Source organism: Moheibacter lacus (assembly GCF_014042165.1).
GTDB lineage: Bacteria > Bacteroidota > Bacteroidia > Flavobacteriales > Weeksellaceae > Moheibacter > Moheibacter lacus.
Genome location: NZ_JACDZE010000001.1, coordinates 1,694,293 through 1,715,620, shown reverse-complemented (window position 1 = coordinate 1,715,620; position 21,328 = coordinate 1,694,293). Strand labels below are relative to the sequence as shown.

Here is a 21,328-nt window from a genome sequence, read left to right as displayed (position 1 = left end):
ATTAATTTAAATTTATAGAAATATAACGAAAATCATACCATTTTGGATAAAAATTTTCGATTAATTCAATACCTTTATTGAAAATATTTATACATGACTCTTGTACAACTGGAATACGTTTTAGCGGTAGCAGAATATAAAAATTTCACTTTGGCTGCAGACAAATCTTTTGTGACTCAACCCACTTTAAGCATGCAGATTCAAAAGTTAGAAAAAGAGTTAGAAATCGAAATTTTTGACCGAAGTGTCCATCCTATTAAACTTACAAAAATTGGCGAAAAGGTAGTGGATCAAGCCAAAACCATTTTAAGAGAATCCGGAAAAATGTCCCAATTGGTTTTTGAGGAAAAAGGCCAACTCGAAGGCGATTTTAAAATCGGCGTGATTCCAACGGTTTTACCCACACTGATTCCTTTATTTTATAAAACTTTTCAAAAAGCATATCCAAAAGCCAATCTCATCATCCGAGAATTGCAAACAGACGAAATCATCGCCCAACTTCAGGATGGAAGTTTGGATTTCGGAATTGTCGTGACACCTTTATTTGAACATCAAATCATAGAAAAAGTACTTTATTATGAACCGATGGTCGGCTATGTCCCTGCTTCTCATGCCTACCATTCCAAAAAACAAATCGAAACTTCCGATTTGGATATTGATGATTTATTGGTTCTCAAAGAAGGTCATTGTTTCCGAAACAATGTTTTGAGTCTTTGCGAACCTGCTAAATTAAAATCACAACCGGTGAAATTAGACAGTGGAAGTTTGGATACTTTGGTAAAATTGGCAAACGAAGGATATGGAATGACGCTTTTGCCAAGTATGCAAGCCGAAGATTTACCAAAAGAATACCAGAAAAACATCCGTTATTTTAAAGATCCTGCACCCACACGTGAAGTAAGTTTGGTCTATCATCAATCCAACCTACGAAAATCATTTGAAGAAAATTTATCCAAAACCATTCAAAGTGTTTTACGCGGAAAAATCTTTTTGGAAAAAACGGATAATGTGACTTCACCATTGATCAGTTTGCCGGCATAAATTAAAACGTTTTGGAGTTTTGCAGAAAATTAAAATCGGTCAAAACCATTGCAGCTAAAGCTTCCACAATCGGCACAGCACGCGGAACGACACAAGGATCATGTCTTCCTTTTCCATGCATTTGAACCAATTCTCCTTTTGAGTTTATGGTTTCTTGTTCCTGCATGATGGTTGCTACCGGTTTAAATGCAACCCGGAAATAAATATCCATTCCGTTTGAAATGCCTCCTTGGATACCACCAGAAAGATTGGATTTTGTCGTTCCATCTACATTGAACAAATCATTGTGTTCGGAACCTTTCATTTTCGCTCCACAAAAACCACTCCCATATTCAAATCCTTTTACTGCATTGATACCCAACATGGCTTGACCTAATCTTGCATGTAGTTTATCAAAAATAGGTTCTCCCCAACCAATAGGCACATTTTGAATCACACATGTAACCGTTCCACCGATGGTATCACCTGATTTTCTTACTTTTTCAATTTTTTCAATCATTTGCGCTGCAACTTCTTGATCCGGACAGCGAACGATATTGGATTCCGTTTGATTAAAATCCAAATCCTGGTAAGGTTTTTCTAAAAATAAATCTCCGACCGATGAAACGTAAGCATTGATTTTAATATCGGAAAGTATTTGTTTGGCTACAGCTCCACCTACTACCCAATTGGCAGTTTCACGAGCTGAAGTCCTCCCTCCTCCTCTATGATCGCGGATTCCGTATTTCTTCTGATACGTAAAATCGGCATGCGATGGTCGAAATATTTCTTCAATATGACCATAATCTTTGGACTTTTGATTTTCATTTTCGATTAAAAACCCGATGGATGCTCCAGTCGTTTTTCCTTCAAAAATTCCGGAAAGGAATTGAACCGTATCGCTTTCTTTGCGTTGAGTGACGATTTTGGATTGACCGGGTTTGCGACGATCGAGTTCGTGTTGAATTTTTTCAAAATCCAATTTGATTCCGGCAGGACATCCATCGATTACTCCACCTATCACTTTCCCATGACTTTCTCCAAATGTTGTTAACCTGAAAATTCGACCAAATGTATTCATGCTGCTATTTATAAAAACAAAAGTATGGAAAATCAAGGCATAAAAAATGACCGAACACACATCATTCGGCCATTTCCGAGAAAATCATCTCGATTCATAAAACAAATTGAAGAATTATTGATAAAAGCACGAGGTATTTTGCAGGTCTCTAGAATTTGTTCCGATGTAAATTTTAAATTCTCCTTTTTCAGCTTCCCATTTTTGATTGGCAGTAAAAAATTCTATGGTTTTTTCATCAATTTTAAAGGTAACCGTTTTGGTTTCACCCGGGTTTAAAGTTATTTTCTCAAATCCTTTTAGCTCTTTGATAGGTCTGGTAACACTCCCAAACAAATCCTGTAAGTACATTTGAACCACTTCTTCTCCTTTTACTTTTCCTGTATTTTTTACGTCAATTGAAATTTGAATGCTTTCTCCTTTTGAGAATTTTTCTTGGGACAATTTGATTTTCCCATATTCGAATTCAGTATAACTCAACCCAAATCCAAACGGATACAATGCATCTCTTTTTGAATCCCGATAAGAAGCATAGGTCACATCAGGAATTTCATTTCCGCGACCTGTTTGTTTGTAATTGTAATAAAGCGGAAGTTGTCCTACGTTTCTTGGAAATGAAGCGGTCAATTTCCCGGAAGGATTGTATTTCCCAAAAAGCACTTCTCCGACTGCATTCCCATGTTGGGAACCCAACAACCAAGTTTCCAAAATTGCCGGAATATGTTGATCACTCCAAGTCAAATCCATCGGACGACCATTCATCAAAACCATGACGACATTTGGATTGGCTTTGTAGATGGCTTCGATCAATTCGTTTTGTACACCTGCAAAACCGATGTCGGTCTGACTTCTAGCTTCGCCTGACTGATAAGCATCTTCACCCACTACTAAAATCACCAAATCTGATTTTTCAGCCAAATTGATGGCCTTTTCAAAACCTGATGTATCGGTCTGGTTTATCGTCATCGGTTTCAAGAAACTTCTTTCTCCAATCGATAAATCTGCTCCTTTTGCGTATCGGATTTTGACAGATTTCGGGGCATGATTTTTAATTCCTTCCAGCACTGAAACAGCAGAATTGGGCACAGCTTGTCCACGCCAATTTCCTAAAGGAGAATCTTTATCATCTGCAAGTGGTCCGATTACTGCGATAGATTTCACATCACCGGAAATCGGTAAAATTTGTTTATCATTTTTTAACAAAACAATGGATTTCTTTGCTGCATCTAGTGCTACTTCTTGGTTTTCTGACGAATACAATTCATTTTTCTCTAATTCTTCGTCACAATATTTATAAGGATCGTCAAATAATCCCAATTGGAATTTCACCCGAAGAATTCTCTTCACAGCATCATCGACCAACTTAATATCGATGACTTTATTTTGAACCAATTCCTTCAATGAATTCTCATAAATAGCACCTTCCATGTCCATATCACTTCCTGCTTTTAGTGCCAATTCTCCGGCTTGAAATTTGTCTTTGGCATAACCATGATTAATCAATTCGGCGATAGAACCCCAATCCGAAACCATCAGACCTTGAAAATTCCATTCGCCTTTTAACAAATCACGTTGAAGATAAGAATTGGCAGTGGCAGGAATTCCATCCAACTCATTAAATGAATTCATAAAAGTGGCGACACCAGCTTCTGAAGCAGCTTTAAAAGGCGGTAAAATGGAATTGTTCAATTCATGAATCCCAATGTTTACGGTATTATAATCCTTCCCTGATTCAGCAAAACCATATCCTGCAAAATGTTTGGCACAAGCCGCAATAGAAGTTGGATGCGATAAATCATCGCCTTGATATCCTTTGATTTTTGCTACACCAATTAAAGAAGTTAAATAAGGGTCTTCACCTGAACCTTCCATGATCCTTCCCCATCTTGCATCACGAGAAACGTCGATCATCGGTGAAAAAGTCCACCCAATTCCCGAAGCTGCAGATTCTCTTGCTGCGACTCTCGCTGTCAACTCCATGATTTCCAGATCCCAACTTGCACTTTCTCCCAGCGGAACAGGAAAAATGGTTTTATAACCATGAATCACATCATAAGCAAACAACAATGGTATTTTCAATCTCGAATTTTCCATATTGAGTCGTTGCGCTTCTCTTGTGTTTTTTACCCCTGTTACATTCAACATCGAACCTACCAACCCATTTTTTAAGTTATCCAATTTATTTTGGTTGTAACTGTCATTGGCCGGACCGGTCACGTCCCAAGAGGCGCTGTATTGAACCATTTGACCTATTTTTTCTTCCAGGGTCATCAAACTCAACAAAGAATCAATCTTCTCTTCCGTTGATTTTTTCTGGGCCAATAAAGTGTTGGAACAAATGATCACCCCTAAAATGATCAAGGGCTTTTTTATTATTTTTTTTATCATAAATGATAATTTTTGAAAAAACTGAGGCAGGTAGCTATGAAAATACCCACCTCAATTGATATAAAACTTAAATTCTGTTGCTTATTGATACACTCTCACATAATCGATTTCAAATGTTCCTTCTTGAAAATTTGGATCTACTTCTCCTCCAAGCGCTCCACCCATTGCCACATTTAAAATGATGAAAAAAGGTGCATTAAAAGGGATGCCCGGATTGTTTGAAAATTCATGGTACACGATGTTATCGATGGCAAAAAGGATGTGTTCGTCGGTCCACTCCACAGTGTAGAGATGGAAAGCTGACTCTAGGGAATCGACATTTGTCATGCCTACAACTGCATTTCCTCCGGAATTTCCAGGAAAATGGAGTGCACTTTGGACGACTGTCGGTTCATTTCCCCAATGTTCCATCACATCGATTTCGCCACAAGCAGGCCAACCTACGTTGTCAAAAGTTGAACCCAACATCCAAATCGCCGGCCAAGTCCCACCACCTTGTGGTAGTTTGGCACGGACTTCCATGCGTCCATGTGTGAAATTGAATTTATCTTTTGTGTTGATTCTGGAAGAAGTATATTGAAATCCTTCATAGGCTTCTCTTTTTGCAGAAATTCTTAAAATTCCGTTTTCAAGCGTAGTGTTTTGTTCTGTATAATATTGCAATTCCTGATTTCCCCAACCATTATTGTTTCCGATTTCGAAATTCCAATTGTCCATGTTTAATGTTTCTTGGTCAAATTCATCTGCCCAAAACAAATCTGTAAATTCTGTTTCCAATTCATTATCACCTCCACCAGGATCTCCACCTCCATTTGGATCTGTTGTGAATTTCATGTACCAAGCAATTCCGGTATCTCCCGGAGGAGCCATTTGGAAACGCACATACATATAATCATCTGAAATTTCCATGATTTCAAAATTGCTTTGCCCTACATAATAACCCATAAATCCTCCATCAGAAATCATGATCTGCGTCCCAGTCGATACATCTTCAGGGAAACCAGAAGTCGCAGAAGAAAGCGTTACATTTTTAACACCAGAAGTATCAAAAGGAAGACAGGTATCTTCGCTTCCACTTCCACCACCGACACTTAAAAAGGATACATTAAAAAATGTTTCACCTTGGTTGTTTAAAGTATAGGTTACATCGCCATCAGCATCTTCTGTAAAAGTGAGCAGATCATTGTAAAAACATTCATCTTTTTCAAATGGTGCTGCGCTGTACCAGTCTTGTGTACTCGAAGTCATAGGCCCCAATCCTAAATGTCCGGGCAATGCTTTTGCGATGTACCAATTTTTTGTAGAACCACCTGTCAGCAATGCTTTGGTTTCCGGATCTGAAAAACTACTGAAGACCGTTACTTCGGTCGTAGTACTTGTACTTGTCCCACCAGTTCCTGTTGCGACAACTGTAACAGTATAAGTGTTTACACCAGTCATTGCAAATGCATGGGCAATGGTTCCGTTTGAAGTCAATCCGGTTGTATTGTCTCCAAAATAATATTTAAAATTCATCGCATGATCTGCGGTTGCCGTAAAATTGACTATTCCGCTTCCATCTCCATCCGGAAATTCTCCAGATACATTTTGGATCTCAAAATTCACCGCCAAATTTGATGGTGCAATGATTTCGCCAAAGGTCGGATCATCTTCATTACAGCCATTCAGCGTAAGAATTCCTCCAAAAAAGACGATCAATGGTAATATATATTGTTTAATTTTCATTTGAATTAATTTACTTGTTCTACGTCATCAAAATAATAATCCGTTCCCGTTCCCGGATTTCCAAAATCATAGAAAACTACCAAACGTTTCCAATTCCCAAGCGGCATTCCCGTAAAATCTGCTTCTATGGTTTCCCATCCGTCAGCAACTGTGGTAACAGCTGGAGCTTCTACAAATAAAGTAGCATCATCCGGATTTTCAAATTTTACCAAAACCGTAACGCCTGCTTGCGGTGATCTGAATTTCATACTGATTTTACTTCCTTGTGAGAAATCAACTGCTTGATCCAAATTGATAAAGGTTCCAGCCCAAGTTTCGGCATTCATCCCTTTATTTCCTTTCACGACATGCTCACTTGGATTGGTCCCATCTACAAATGGATTCAATTCTACTGCAGATCCCGCTCCACCAAATCCGGTAAATACATAATCTTCTGGTGCAAAAACTTCGAAATCGAGCGGTAAAGCCATTGGCACTTTTTGAATGTTGTCAAAATAATAGGTTTCTCCTGCTCCGGAAACATTAAAATTAAAGAACAAAACCACGTTGGTATAACTTTGAGTCGGATCAATTGCCATCTCAAAAACCAATCTCTCCCATTGCCCAGAAGTCGTTGTATTGACGATGGTTTCTACAAAAATATCAGGATTGGTATGGTCTTCCAGTTTCAACAATACAGGTGTTCCGGCTGCTGGCGAATAAACATCAACAGACAATTTATTTGAAGTGGAGAAATCTATGCTTTCATTGAGCGTTAAAACGGTTCCTGCCCAAGTTTCAGAACCTGCTGGTTTGGTATATTCTGCCACTTTTGCAGAGTTGTTTACGCCATTTGGTGCTGGATTATCAATAATTGGCAAAACCGGTTCTCCTCCTCCAAAAGTATAGAACAAATAATTCAAATCCGGATTTTCAAATGTTACCGGCAATCCCATCGGATGGAATATCTGAATTTCTTCAGTATAAGTCGTGGTCTGTGTTCCACCACTTTGAGCGATTACGGTAATCGTATAAGTTCCGATGTTTTGGTATTCGTGCGTAGCCGTTTCACCTTCTAGAATTGAAATAGGATCTTCAGGTGTTGTTTCTCCGAAATACACTAAAAAATTGGTTTCAAAATCGGCTTCAGCTTGAACCTGAACGATAAATGGGTTGACAGAATCTCTGGTAATGGTAACGACCAAATTTTCAGGTGCCGCAAATGAAACGTCTAGCGTTTGAACGTATTCGGTTTGATCGCCTGATAAATTGGTAGCGATCAATTTCACTTCATAACTTCCTTCAGGATATATATGTTCCAAACTTCCACCTGGTGCAAATTTCTCAGAAAGTTCAGACCCATCCCCAAAGTCGACCTGGAAAGCATTGGCATTCTCGCCAGTTGGCAGGATAGTCACCAGTCCTGAATTGTCCTGTGTAATGGTAAAATCCATCGCCAAATTGACAGGAGCACCATTATCAACATCAGTCAATCCATCATCATCTGAACATCCAAAAAGTAATGGGATGATGAAGATGCTTAGTATTTTAAAAATATTTTTCATAGTCTAATTTTTAATAGTTTGGATTTTGTTGCCAGTTTCCGTTTGAATATTGGATTTCTTCAAAAGGAATTGGGAATAATTCATGTTTTCCTGCTACAAATCCGTCGATATTTGCGGCAGCTTGTCCCGTTCTGACCAAGTCAAAAAACCGATGTGCTTCTCCTACCAATTCCAACCTTCTTTCTCTCCAAATCGCTTCTGTCAAAGCAGAACCTGAAGTCGTTACATTATGATTGGTATTTCCAAATGCTCTTTCACGCACTTGGTTCAAATAATTCCTGGCCGTTGCATCGCTCAGTCCTCCTCGGTTATAAGCTTCGGCTGCCATCAACAAAACATCTGCATAACGAATGGCTCTGTAATTATTTGGATTGGTCAAATTCATATCACCGGCAGATTGATCACTTCTCACTCTTGGCAAATACTTTCTGTTGAAATAGCCCGTATGTTTGTAGCCGATTCCATATGTTGCGCCGGTTTCATTTGCCCAAGCTTCTATGTTTAAAATGGCGATATCTCTTCTCAAATCCTCTTCATCAAAAGCATTGTAAACAGCTTCTGTCGGAACGTTAAAACTATAGCCTGAAGTAAAAAGATCTCCACTATAATTTCTAATGCCATTGAATCCAACTGCCACATTTCCTTCGCTACACTGCAAACATTCAAATCCGGCGCCTTCATTGTCGACATATTGTACTTCAAAAATGGATTCTGGACCGTTTTCTTGTTCGAATTCAAATAAAGTTGCATAATCTTGGACCAATGAATATTGACCGGAACCGATGACTTGATCGAGTGCAGATGCGGCTTGTTGGTATTTCTCCTGAAACAAATAAACTTTACCAAGAAGTGCATATGCAGCGCCTTGCGTCACTCTTCCCAACTGAGGAGCAACCGGAGCTAGGTTTTCTGAAGCATAGATCAAATCGGCTTCGATCGAAGCATAAACTTCTTCCACAGAAGAACGAGGAATGGTTTTCTCATCACCTATAACGAACATTTCATCACCTTTTAATGGAATTCCACCAAACCATTTGACCAATTCGAAGTGATAATATGCCCGTAAAAATCGGGTTTCGGCAATGATTTGGTTTTTGCCTTCAAATTCTGTTTTGTCTTTGTTTTCCATGATGAAATTACATCGTTGAACTCCAGCAAACATCCAGTCCCAAACTTTTTTAATTTGGTCATTTACAGGACCATGTGTCATTTCATCTACTTGTTGAAATCCAACTACGTCGTTTGCACTTTCACCACCGCTCAAGGTGTTATCAGAGGCAATTTCGCCCATCAAAACATTTTGGTAAGTCGATTGTAAAAGATCGTATGCACCGACAAGTGCTTTGTAATAATCGTCTTCAGAATTGAAATAATTATCTGCATCGATAACATATTCCGGTTCTTGATCCATCTCGCAATTGTAAGCGGAAAGCATGAAAAATCCCGCCAATGCTATTTGTATAATTTTTTTGAATCTCATTTTCATCTTTTTAGAATTTAACATTAATTCCCATCATATATGTTCTCGGAATAGGATAGAATCCATAGTCGATCCCTGCACCAATTGGTGATGAAGCAGAAGCTCCAGGGTCATATCCTTTGTATTTGGTAAAGGTGTAGAGGTTGTTGACCGCAGCATAAATCCTCAATTTCTGAACGAAACTGTTTCTCAAGAGTCTTTCACTGAAAGAATATCCCAATTGTACATTTTGAATTCGGGCATAAGACGCATCTTCTACATAATAATCAGAAAAAATATAATTATTGGTAGCGCCTGTCGTGACTCTCGGCACTTCATTGCTCGTTCCGGCGCCATGCCATCTATCCAAGACATAATCCAAACGGTTGATATCGCTCAAAGCTCTTTCATAATTTCTGACCATATCATTTCCGATCGAAGCAAACACAAACGAAGAGAAATCTATTCCTTTATAGTTCAATTGTAAATTGAATCCCATGGTAGCATCCGGAATCGGATCACCGATGTACACTCGGTCATCGATATTGATCACACCATCACCATTTTGGTCTACATAACGCAAATCTCCCGGTTGAACATTTACAGAACCTAGTCCGGTTTGGTCGGCGTGGTTGTCCACTTCTGATTGATTCTGGAAGATTCCATCGGTTTGGTATCCGTAGAAATAACCCATCGGTTGACCTACTTCCATACGAGATGGGGCAGGTTGACCAACTCCAAAAGCACCGCCTTCCATAAATCCTGTACTGTTGTTGACTTCGGTTACCTCGTTTTCAATAAAAGTTGCATTGTAGCCAACTGAAATCGACCAGTCATCTGCAAAATTTTGTTTGTAATTTAAGGCGAATTCAAATCCTCTATTTTCAACCGTTCCGGCATTTAAAGTCGGAGCGCCACTTCCGGGAGCACCGATGCCGATGATGCCTGAAATCGGAATATTGTTGATCAACAAATCTTTACGGATGTCAATGAAATAATCTGCCACCAAACTCAATCGGTTATTGAAGAAATTCATGTCCAATCCGAAATCCAATTTCTCAGCGGTTTCCCATTTCATGTTTTCATTTGCAATAGCACCAATGGCGGTTCCAGTTGTGATGGCTCCATCGATTACGTAAACTCCTTCTCCATTCAACAAAGAACGAAAAGTTCCGGTCACTTGGTCATTCCCCAATTGCCCCCAACTACCTCGTAATTTTAAGAAATTCACAAAACCATCATCTCCAAAGAATCCTTCATCAGAAACGATCCATCCAGCAGTTAAAGATGGAAACCATTCTACTCGATTTCCTTCAGCAAAAAGCGTAGACTCATCACGACGGATCATAGCGGACAACAAATATTTCCCCATGAAATCATATTGTAATCTCCCGAAATAAGAAAGTCTTCTGTTGTCATAATTATAAGCACCATTTGGGATGTTGTCGACTACTCCTGTGGTCAAACTGATGTCCGCAAAATCCCAAGAATTATTAGGCACATCAAATCCTGTTGCGGAAAGTTGGTCTCCCCAAGTTCTAAAAAAGGTCGTTCCAGCCGTTACTGTAATGTCATGATTTCCAAAAGATTTATTATAATTGGCAAATAAATCAAATGTATAGTCATAGAAATTCGATTTGAATTGGGTGACGCTGCTTCTTGGATTGTTAAACACTTTGGTTCCACCATAATCCACAATTGGACTAAAACTTCTAGAGTCATCGTTAGCAGAATTAAACCCAACTCTACCCGTCACATCAAATCCCGTAAACAAATCATAATTCAATTCCAAATTCCCACTGAATTTTCGGTAAGTATATTGGTTATAGGTATTGGCAATTTGCGCCAAAGGATTGATGACCTCATTTCCGATTCCTGTCGTATTGGGCATCAAAAAGAAGGTTCCATCATCATTGTAAACCGGAACAGTTGGTGGAGCGTTCAAAGCGTTGAACAACACAGAACCAAGTCCATTTTCATTTAAAGTTCTACGGTTAAAATTCACATAATTAATATTTGTACTGAAAGTCAATCTCTCCGTCAAATCAACATTCAAAGCAATTCTGGCCGTATTTCTATTAAATCCGGATTTGTCCTCACCGACGATTCCTTCTTGTTCCAAATTGGAACCGCTTAAAACATAAGCAATTTTCTCGCCTCCACCTGAAATATTCAAATCATGGCTCATGATCGGCGCCAATGAGAAAACTTCATCTTGCCAATCTGTCCCTGCACCCAATGTATTTCCGATTTCAGGAAAAGGAATGTCCTGACCACCGTTTGCATAAGATTCGTTGAGCATTAAAGCATATTCGGTTGCATTTAAAAGTGGCAATTTTCTGGAAGTCTCTTGAACACCATAATAAGCATTGTACTCAAAAGAAGTGGATTTGTTTTTCCGACCCTTTTTTGTCGTCACCAAAATCACACCATTAGCTCCGATGGTTCCATAAATGGCTGCCTGAGCGTCTTTTAGAACCGTAATGTTCTCGATATCGCTTGGATTTAAGGTGCTCATATCACCGATAAATCCATCGATGATAACCGTAGGCGCTGTAACGCCGTTGGTCGCAATCCCACGGATGTTGATGTTAAACCCAGAACCGGGCGCACCGGATTGACCGGTTACATTTACACCGGAAACCGTTCCTTGTAGCGCTTGTTCGACTTTGACAGGTTTTAGGGTTTCGATGGTGGAATTGTCCACCACACCAACTGCTCCGGTGATTTCCTTTTTCACCTGAGCGCCATAACCTATCACCACTACATCATTTAATGTAGTAACGCCTTCTTGTTTTAAATTGATTTGAACATCAGATTCCTCACCTATCTGATATTCCAAAACTTCATAACCCAGCCCCGAGATCAAAATACGATCTTCTGGCGACAGGTTTTCCAAATAAAAGTTTCCTTCCTCATCTGTAAAGACTTCTTGACCGGAATCTGTTGTTGTAACAGATACATCCATTATAGGAAATCCGGTAGCCTCATCTTTTACAGTTCCACTTAAGTTGACGACCTGTGCAAAGGAAATCGCAGAAATCATCATACTCAGCAATAGTAAAATTTTGTACTTCATATGTAGTGTTTTATGTACACTAAATAAGCAAATGAATTTCTGAATCCATAATTTTTATCTGCTATAAAAAATATACAATTAAAAAAAGCGCAATAGCTCAACTTCAAAAACCGTTAAAGACTTATTAAATAAAGGATTTCGTATGTTAATTGAATCTTAATTTAAATTTACGAAACCGTTTGAAATGAACAAATGTTGTGGTAATGTTGTGGTAAAATTTAGCTTTGTTGTAGTCTAAATTTGTAAAATATATTCGACCAAACCTGCTTCATGTTCCAAATTCATTTTTTTCCGAAGTCTATACCTTTTCACTTCGACACTTCTCGTGGAAATATTGAGCAAAGAAGCCACTTCTTTTGAGGACAAATTCAAACGCAGATAAGCGCATAATTTCAAGTCATTTGGTGTCAAAGAAGGATGAAGTTCCTTTATCTTTTTCAAGAAATCCTTATCGGCATTGTTAAAAGTTTCGACAAACATATTCCAATTGTCCTCTTCGTTGATGTTTTCATCAATCAGTTTGATTACTTTTTTCAATTCTTTGCTATCGGTTTGAATATTTTCCAAATGTTTTTTGATGTTGGTCAGGATTTCATTTTTATTGATAATGTTCATCGTAGATGAAGCCAATTCCTTGTTTTTATTCTCCACATCTGAAACCAATTGCTCATTTTTGAGTTTCATGATTTCCTTTTGGCTTTCCAAATCATTTATCTCTAATTTCCTTTGGTTCTCTTTGATGAGTTTTTGATTTTGCTTCTCATAATATTTTTGATAAATCCTGTTGATCAACCAACCCAGCAAAACAAAAATGATCAAATAAACCAATAGCGCAAGGTTTGAAATGTACCAAGGTTTTTTGATCAAAAAACGAAATTCTTTGATTTCATCCAGTTCTACATCACCGACTCTTGCTTTGACTTGAAAAACATATTCACCCCAACTCAAATTGTTAAATTCCGCAAAAGCCTGGATATTCCATTTCGACCAATCCTTCGAATTCCCATCGCTGAGCAAATAGCTGTATTCGACTTTATTCATTTTGTTGAATTGTGGTACCGTAAAATAAATGATCAAATTTTTCTCTTGATTCTCTAGAATTTCTTCGCCCGTCAATTTTAAATCCCTACTCTTTTGGCCTTCAGAAGCACTAACTATTTCCCTGATGTACAGATGATTGTCCGATTTTTCAATTTTATTTGAATTTAATATGACATAGCCGTTTGAGTTCCCAATGAAATACCGATCCTTTTCTAATTTGGAAATGTTTTCAAAGCTGGAAAGTGCACCCGAATAAACATAATCAATCGGTATAGAATTGATTTTAAACTCCTTACCTAGCGCCAAACTTTCAATCCGATTGATGTTTTCCTTCCCAAAAACCCACAGCATATTCTCATCTTCTGCCACCAATTTTCCGGAAACAAAATTTCCATTTTGGTAGATTTCCGATAAACTTTTGTTTCTGATAAATTTTTGAGAATTGAGATCCAATTGAAATATTCCTTCTTCCGAACCATAAAAAATGGTTTGATTAAATTTTGCGATGCTGGAATTGTTGCCTTTTTTTGGATAATTATAGATTTTCAATGCCGATGCCTTTTTTAAATCATCATCCAGTTTAAATCGCATGATTCCTTTGTACTCGTGGTTGACATAAACATATTGACCGATTAATTCAAAAAAGCGACTCGAAATATCAAATCCTTCCACCCGATTCCTGAACGCCCAATTTCCATTTTTTAATTCTAGAACCGATAATCCTTCATAATTTCCGGTCAACAATAAATTTTCCTTTTCTGTTTCCACAAATTTCCAAGTTCCGTTCCCCTTGAAAATGGGTTGAGCCGTACTGTTTTTAACTGTAAAAGCACCCAAATCATGCCCACAAAATAAAGTCCCATCAAAAGCAAACAATGACCAAACCTGACCTTTTGTATTTTCTACCAATTGAAAATCATCAGGTTTTCCATAAGCTTTCACAAATAATCCTTGATTGGTCCCGACATACAATTTATTTTCAAATAAAATCGAGGCATAAACCGTTCCCAGAATTCCATTATTATCATCATAAGAAAGTATGGTAGCGTCCAGGTTGATACAGTCCACACCATTATCCAATCCTAACCATAAATTATGATTTTCATCCTCAAAAAGGGAAAGAATCGTATTGTTTGACAAACCTTCAGATTGCTGAATGTGGTAAAGGGTTTGGTACTGATGATCTGTGATGTACAAACCGTTTGAAACCGTTCCGAGCGCATAATTCCCATTGGACAGTCGCAAACTCGTATACAAATTCAGCGCAGGAAGTGAAGTAGGTTTTGGCGTTAAACGTCCATTTTTCAATTCATAAAATCCTTCATATTGAAAATGAATTTGAAAACCATTCGCTCCCTCAAATATCCCAACGACTTTGCTTTCTTTGAACAAATTTTCTTCACTGACCAGCAAAGATTTACCTTTTAAAATTTCAAATAATCCCTTCCCAAATACCTGATAAAAAATCCGATTTCCGACTTTGTAGACTTTTGAGATGGTTTCATCTGTCAGAATTCTTTCGATTTGTCCAGTTTGAGTATGGTACAAAAAAAGTTGATTCAAGGATTGGAACAAAACCCATTCTCCATTTTCGATGATGTTCCAAAACTGTTCATCCGATTTGATTTGGCTTTGCACCTTAGCACTTAAAGAATGGTAATTTAACTTTCCATATTTATTTGCTTCCCAAAACCCAAATTCCCGGTAACATCCCACATAAATTCTATTTTTGATCACTTGAACAGATCGGATGATGCTTTGATTTGGGGCAGGATAATTCCGCCATTTTGAGCCGTCAAACTCTAGTAAACCTTTATTGTTGGCTACATAAATGAAGTCAGATTCTGCACTGGAAATCATCCAGTTTTGATTTCCTCCTTGGTAAATTTCTTTTGAAAAATTGATAATCGGTGGAAACTCTTGCGCCCAAAGCCCAATTGCAATCCAAAAAAAGGCAAATGATATGATCCGATAATTCATAAAAACCAAATGTAAAACAATATTTTACGATTTAATAAAGAAATCAATTCATTCTGACCAGCAATCTCCTATCTAATTTTTAAATTTGTAGCGCATGAAAAATTATTTAGACGAACTGAACGAACCACAACGTGAAGCAGTTGAAGCCACAGAAGGCCCACTGATGGTCATCGCAGGTGCAGGTTCTGGAAAAACTAGGGTTTTAACCTTCCGAATTGCACATTTGATCGAAAAAGGAGTAGATCCATTTAACATCCTTTCTTTGACTTTTACCAACAAAGCCGCTCGGGAAATGAAAGATCGTATTTCAAAAGTAGTGGGTGCAAACGAAGCCAAAAATCTATGGATGGGTACTTTTCACTCTGTTTTTGCGAGAATCCTGAGAGTTGAAGCAACGCGACTTGGTTATCCTTCTGATTTCACGATTTATGATACACAAGATACCCAAAGTGTGATGAAAAAAGTGTTGGAAGAATTACAATTGGATAAAGACATCTACAAACCCAAACAAGTGCTTCATCGGATTTCCCAACTGAAAAATAACCTGATTACCGTTCGAGCTTATCATAATAATCCGGAATTGATCGAAGCTGATGCTGCAGCCATGCGTCCAAAAATGGGCGATGTTTACCGCGCTTATGTCGATCGTTGTTTCAAATCTGGTGCGATGGATTTTGATGATTTGTTGTTAAGAACCAATGAAGTCCTCACGCGTTTTCCGGAAGTTTTGGCGAAATACCAAGAAAGATTCAAATACATCCTGGTCGATGAGTACCAAGATACCAACCATTCCCAATATTTAATTGTCAAAGCATTAGCGTCCCGATATGAGAATCTTTGCGTCGTGGGTGATGATGCGCAGAGTATTTATGCATTTCGTGGCGCAAACATCCGAAATATTTTATCGTTCCAACAAGATTATCCGGACGCAAAAGTGATTGCTTTGGAACAGAATTATCGGTCGACAAAAACCATCGTTGGCGCAGCCAATCAAATCATTGCGCAGAACAAAGACCAATTGGAAAAAAATGTTTGGACTGCCAATGATCAAGGTCAAACCATTCCGATTTATCGTGCGTTGACAGATGCCGATGAAGCAAGATATGTGGCTTCGCAAATCTGGGAATTGGAAATCAATGAACATCTGAAACACCAAGATATTGCGATTCTTTATAGAACCAATGCGCAATCCAGAGCGATTGAAGAGGCACTTCGCAAGCGAAATCTTCCTTATCGGGTATTTGGTGGAACTTCTTTCTTTCAACGAAAAGAAATCAAGGATTTGGTGGCGTATTTAAGGCTTTTGATCAACCAAAATGATGAAGAAGCACTTTTAAGAATTATCAATTATCCAGCGAGAGGAATTGGTCAAACGACTTTGAATAAATTGACCGTCGCTTCTGGAGAATTGGACAAAAGTATTTATGAAATTCTGGAAAACATAGGTCAATACAATTCAAAAATTGGGCTGAATAAACCGACTTCGCAAAAATTAAATGATTTCATCACCATGATCAAAAGTTTTAAAGTGATGCTCCAAAATCATGATGTGTATGAAGTCGCTACGCATGTCGCTAAAACTACAGGTTTGATCAAAACGTTGAAAGAAGACGATACGCCAGAGGGAATTTCCCGTTTGGAAAACTTACAGGAAATATTGAACAGTATACAGGGTTATGTGGAAGAACAAAAGCAATTGGATGAAGGCGATCCTTCTTTGAGCGGATTTTTGGAAAATGTGGCTTTGGCAACGGATGCCGACAATTCGGATGATGATGAAAACAAAGTTTCTTTGATGACGGTGCATTTGGCCAAAGGACTGGAATTTCCGGCGGTTTTTATCGTAGGATTGGAAGAGAATTTATTTCCATCGATGATGAATTTGAATACACGCCAGGAATTGGAAGAAGAGCGAAGGTTATTTTACGTCGCGCTGACCAGAGCGGAGAAATTTGCACAGATGACGTATTCCGTCTCGAGGTTTCGTTGGGGAAAAATCGTGGACAGTGAACCGAGTCGATTTCTAGAAGAAATTGATGATAAATATTTGGAATGGAAAAACCTAAATGCCGGACTTCCGATCAATAAAAGTGGACTAAATGCCAATTTGTTTGAAGATGATTATTCGCAAGTTCCAAAATTCGAACGCAAAAAACCGGAAGAAAAAAAGCCGGCAACCCCACTAAAACCGAAAGCAGGATTTAAACCTGTTGCACAAGCCAATATCATCAACCAAATGAATGGTGAGTCAGTGGAATTGAGTGCCGGAAAAATCGTGATGCATGACAGGTTTGGGAAAGGGAAAGTGATTTCGCTGGAAGGTGAAATGGACAATGTGAAAGCAACAGTCTTGTTTGACAATGCAGGAGAAAAGAAATTATTATTGAATTTCGCGAAACTGAAAGTCATTTCCTAATAAAAATGAGTTGGTTGATAGATGAAAAAATGAAGTTGGTCGATTCATTTTGATTGGACCAAGAAATTAATCTAGTATTACAAAAAGAATTAAAAAAAATGAAAAAAATAATATTGTCTGCAGGAATCTTGCTTCTGACCTTGAATGCCAATGCACAAAAATTAAGTGACATCCTAGGTGAAGTAGAAAAAGCAACCGGAATCAAAACGAGCGGATCCAATTCAAGTTCTTCGAATTCCAATGTGGATTTGTCCGGTTTAAGTTCTGGAGAAATTTCGACTGCACTGAAACAAGCGCTGAACATAGGTGTAGAAGAAGGAATCGATCAATTGTCTGCAGAAGATGGCTATTTTAAAAATGAAATGGTGAAAATCTTGATGCCGGAAGAATTGAGAAAAGTGGAGAATGTATTGCGCAGTTTCGGACTCAGTAAATTGGCAGATGAAGGTGTGAAATTGTTCAACCGTGCAGCGGAAGATGCCGTTACAGAAGCAGCGCCGATTTTTGCAGATGCGATAACTTCCATGACATTTGATGATGCCAAGTCTATTTTGCTCAGTGGCGAAAATGCGGCTACAGCTTATTTGGAAGATAAAACTTCCGTTCAATTGTTCAATGCATTTGAACCAAAAGTTCAGGCTTCGCTTGGGAAAGTTGGCGCTGATAAGGTTTGGAACAAATTGATCACCAATTACAATATGTTTACCGGACAAACTGTCACCACTGATTTGAACCAATATGTAACGGAAGAAGCGCTTGATGGCGTGTTTAAAATGGTGGCCGATAAAGAATCCGGAATCAGAAACAATGCAGTTTTCAGAACGACGTCTGTTTTACAAGATGTGTTTGGAGCGCTGGATTAAAGAATAAAATTAGACCAAAAAAAAATCCGTCTCGGCTAAGCCGAGACGGATTTTGTATTTTAAATGAAATCAAATTTATTTCACCACAACTTTTTTCATCGTTGTCAATCCTGAAGTTCCTTTGAACTGGATGATGTAAACGCCTGCAGCAAAACCTGATAAATCCAGTGTAGACTGACCTGCATTCAATTCCAAAGACTTTACTACTTTTCCTTGTAAATTCACGATTTGAACTTTTGCGTTTTCTTTCAAATCAACGTTTGTAAAACCTTTTGCAACTGTTGGATAAACCTCGGCGATTGCGATCGAATTTACGTCAGAAGTAGCCATCGTTCCGTCATAACGGTAGGTGAAATTCAATGAAGTATCTGGAATTTCAAATCCTTCGCTGTCCAATTGGAAGAAACGGAATTGGTATTCTACCAAATCACTGTTTCCGTCGGTATTGGAAAAATAATCCGCCATGATCGGTTGATGTTGTCCTGGTTGAACCGGTACCGGACCTAAAGTCGGATAAGGAATAAAAGTATCGATTCCATAATAACATTCACCATAACATAATTCCATGGAATCTCCGTCTGTATTGGTCAAACCTGTACATTCTACTTGAATACCGATGGTTTCTGTTCCATCATTATAAGTCAAAAATTGCAATTTCGCTTCTTCATAAACAGAAGTATTGAAAATCACAACATCTCCCTCATTGATTTCTGTATCATCATCATATTCGTTTGTATGATGCATATCCATCAGCCTAAAATCCTGATTCTGCGCATTTGAAAATCCCATTACGGATAATCCCACTACTGCTGATAAAATAAATTTTTTCATTTTGTATGTTTTAAAAGGTTGGGCATAAGGCCCAACCTGAATTTTATGATTATTTAATTACTAATTTTTTAACAGTTTCTGCTCCTTTATCGTCCGTCATTACGACTACATAAACACCTTTTGCTAAATGAGTCAAGTTTAGGGAAGAATTGTCTGCAACTTCTGATTGGTTGAATACTTTTTTACCGGTCAAATCAAACACTTGAACGTCCATCGCTCTGTCGGTCATGATTTTAACGATTCCTGAAGTTGGATTTGGTACCAAAGTAACTTGAGCTGCTGTCAAATCATTTGTACCCAAAACGATGTTAGAAGCATCTGTATAACGAGAATCGATGATGGCTTTGGTTGTATCATCTTGAATGAATACAAGAACGGCCAAATCCTCTATTTCTTCTACAAATGTACTGCTCATGTCATGAGAGAAAGATAAAGTTTCTACTTCATCTTGTGTAAATTCAATGGTAGTTCCGGCTGGATTAGGAAGTGCTTTCATGAATACATGGTGGAATTTAGTTTCTCCATTTCCTCCGGTATTTTGAGTTGTTTCTTTCTCAAATACCATTACACGAACCGTGTAGTTAGCTGAAATATAGGGATGGATATCTACATTTACATCGATGGTGTTTCCGTTGATCGTATGATCTGCTTGAATATCAAAGAAAGAAATATTATCATTTCCATACCTTAGTTCTTCTAATAGAATTCTCAACTGAGCGGAAGAAGGAGTCCCAACATCCACTGCATCAAAATATAAAGTTGGCGCAGCTGTTACGCCATAATAGCTTCTTCTTGCTCCTACTTCTGTCGTATAATAAGGATCTCCATTTCCAGGCCAATTTACTTGGTAACTGATAAAAGTTCCGTTCTCATGTCCATAATCATTAAAAAATGGGTTGAAATTTTGACTATTGAATAAAAAACACGGATAACAAGTTGAACTGGAGAATTTTTCCATCAAAGGAATTTTGATGGCTACATCTGATGCCACCATGATATCTTTTGAAAATGCATTATTATCAGGATCAACATCCGTTATATTTAAGTTAGAAACCCAAACGTTTAGATTATGGTTTCCTCCAGTTGCACTCCAAATATCTTCATGAGTAAAGTTAAAAGACTGACCTGATGTTATGTTCTGTCCTGAGTAAGTCTGGGTATTGGTAGCACCTCCGTCTACTTGCCAGTTTAGGTCAAAAGAAGTAATTGGGTTGATTCCTAAATTGGAAAGAGTCCCTTTTACTTCTACATCACCTGCAACGATGATGCTTGGAACGTCTAAATTCTGAATAGATGCATCATCTCCTGTTACTTCTTCTACAGAAACATTATCCAAATACAATGCATAACCACCTTTATTGGTTCCTCTGAAACGGACTACTGTTTGAGCCGTTAAGTTATAAGGCGTTAAAACATAGGTATATGTAGTTGGATTAATGATTTCATCTAACAACTCATCTACTACTGTCCAAGTTACTCCTCCATCATTGGAAATCTCAATAAAAAACCAATTGACTTTGCTGTCTTTTTCTCTTTTAGCAAGTGTAAAACTCGCTTTATAATAACCTGTTGATAAATCTAAAACTGGCGTATCCAAAGCTGTGTTATAAGCGGATTGGCTACCATGGTAAAAAGTAGCAGCTCCATCACAAGCTATCCCACCTGTGTCACCGCCACAATCTGTCCAACTCAAATTACCATTTACGGTATCTTCAATCAAATCACCGGGAACCCCGTCGTTAAAATCTTCTGAAAAGACCTGTGCATTTAAAGTACTCAATGCGCAGACTGCGATTAAAGTAAAAAATTGTCTCATAAAATTAATTGTGTGTTAGTAAATATTTTCTTAACTATTAACAAATATATTGTTTTTATTTATCTAATTAATAATTGTTTATAAATTA

At 38.0% G+C, this 21,328-nt stretch carries 12 protein-coding genes; 3 read left to right on the top strand and 9 right to left on the bottom strand.

The features are described from left to right. Positions 1 to 93 precede the first annotated feature (93 nt). Positions 94 to 1,041: a LysR substrate-binding domain-containing protein gene (locus tag HU137_RS07890; protein ID WP_182043232.1), complete on the top strand. Its 948-nt coding sequence runs from the start codon at positions 94 to 96 to the stop codon at positions 1,039 to 1,041. Position 1,042: 1 nt separating this feature from the next. Here the strand turns inward: HU137_RS07890 and aroC are convergent, their stop codons facing one another. The 7 genes from aroC to HU137_RS07855 all read right to left on the bottom strand — a co-directional run bounded on the left by aroC (position 1,043) and on the right by HU137_RS07855 (position 15,314). Further along, the gene (gene aroC, locus HU137_RS07885; protein WP_182043231.1) at positions 1,043 to 2,101 is read right to left on the bottom strand and encodes a chorismate synthase; all 1,059 of its coding nucleotides are present in this window, start codon (positions 2,099 to 2,101) and stop codon (positions 1,043 to 1,045) included. A 114-nt stretch (positions 2,102 to 2,215) separates the two neighbouring features. Continuing rightward, a complete protein-coding gene (bglX, locus tag HU137_RS07880; RefSeq protein ID WP_182043230.1) occupies positions 2,216 to 4,486 on the bottom strand; it encodes a beta-glucosidase BglX in 2,271 nt (756 codons plus the stop codon). Between the two features lie 81 nt (positions 4,487 to 4,567). Further along, on the bottom strand, positions 4,568 to 6,211 hold the full coding sequence (locus HU137_RS07875; protein ID WP_182043229.1) for a glycoside hydrolase family 16 protein: 1,644 nt from the start codon (positions 6,209 to 6,211) through the stop codon (positions 4,568 to 4,570). A 5-nt stretch (positions 6,212 to 6,216) separates the two neighbouring features. After that, positions 6,217 to 7,755: a carbohydrate binding domain-containing protein gene (locus HU137_RS07870; RefSeq protein ID WP_182043228.1), complete on the bottom strand. Its 1,539-nt coding sequence runs from the start codon at positions 7,753 to 7,755 to the stop codon at positions 6,217 to 6,219. A 10-nt stretch (positions 7,756 to 7,765) separates the two neighbouring features. Continuing rightward, positions 7,766 to 9,190: a RagB/SusD family nutrient uptake outer membrane protein gene (locus HU137_RS07865; protein ID WP_246361525.1), complete on the bottom strand. Its 1,425-nt coding sequence runs from the start codon at positions 9,188 to 9,190 to the stop codon at positions 7,766 to 7,768. A gap of 55 nt (positions 9,191 to 9,245) precedes the next feature. Then, on the bottom strand, positions 9,246 to 12,293 hold the full coding sequence (locus HU137_RS07860) for a SusC/RagA family TonB-linked outer membrane protein (RefSeq protein ID WP_182043226.1): 3,048 nt from the start codon (positions 12,291 to 12,293) through the stop codon (positions 9,246 to 9,248). 234 nt (positions 12,294 to 12,527) lie between these two features. Continuing rightward, complete coding sequence (locus HU137_RS07855) at positions 12,528 to 15,314, bottom strand: helix-turn-helix and ligand-binding sensor domain-containing protein (RefSeq protein ID WP_182043225.1); 2,787 nt, start codon at positions 15,312 to 15,314, stop codon at positions 12,528 to 12,530. A 94-nt stretch (positions 15,315 to 15,408) separates the two neighbouring features. Here HU137_RS07855 and HU137_RS07850 point away from each other — a divergent pair, with 94 nt between their 5' ends. Next, positions 15,409 to 17,730: an ATP-dependent helicase gene (locus HU137_RS07850; protein WP_182043224.1), complete on the top strand. Its 2,322-nt coding sequence runs from the start codon at positions 15,409 to 15,411 to the stop codon at positions 17,728 to 17,730. Positions 17,731 to 17,828: 98 nt separating this feature from the next. Beyond that, positions 17,829 to 18,593, top strand: coding sequence for a DUF4197 domain-containing protein (locus HU137_RS07845; RefSeq protein WP_182043223.1), 765 nt, complete (start codon positions 17,829 to 17,831; stop codon positions 18,591 to 18,593). 75 nt (positions 18,594 to 18,668) lie between these two features. On the opposite strand, the gene HU137_RS07840 is transcribed toward HU137_RS07845, so the two are convergent. Beyond that, a complete protein-coding gene (locus HU137_RS07840; RefSeq protein ID WP_182043222.1) occupies positions 18,669 to 19,424 on the bottom strand; it encodes a T9SS type A sorting domain-containing protein in 756 nt (251 codons plus the stop codon). Positions 19,425 to 19,473: 49 nt separating this feature from the next. Continuing rightward, complete coding sequence (locus HU137_RS07835) at positions 19,474 to 21,240, bottom strand: T9SS type A sorting domain-containing protein (RefSeq protein ID WP_182043221.1); 1,767 nt, start codon at positions 21,238 to 21,240, stop codon at positions 19,474 to 19,476. Positions 21,241 to 21,328 lie beyond the last annotated feature (88 nt).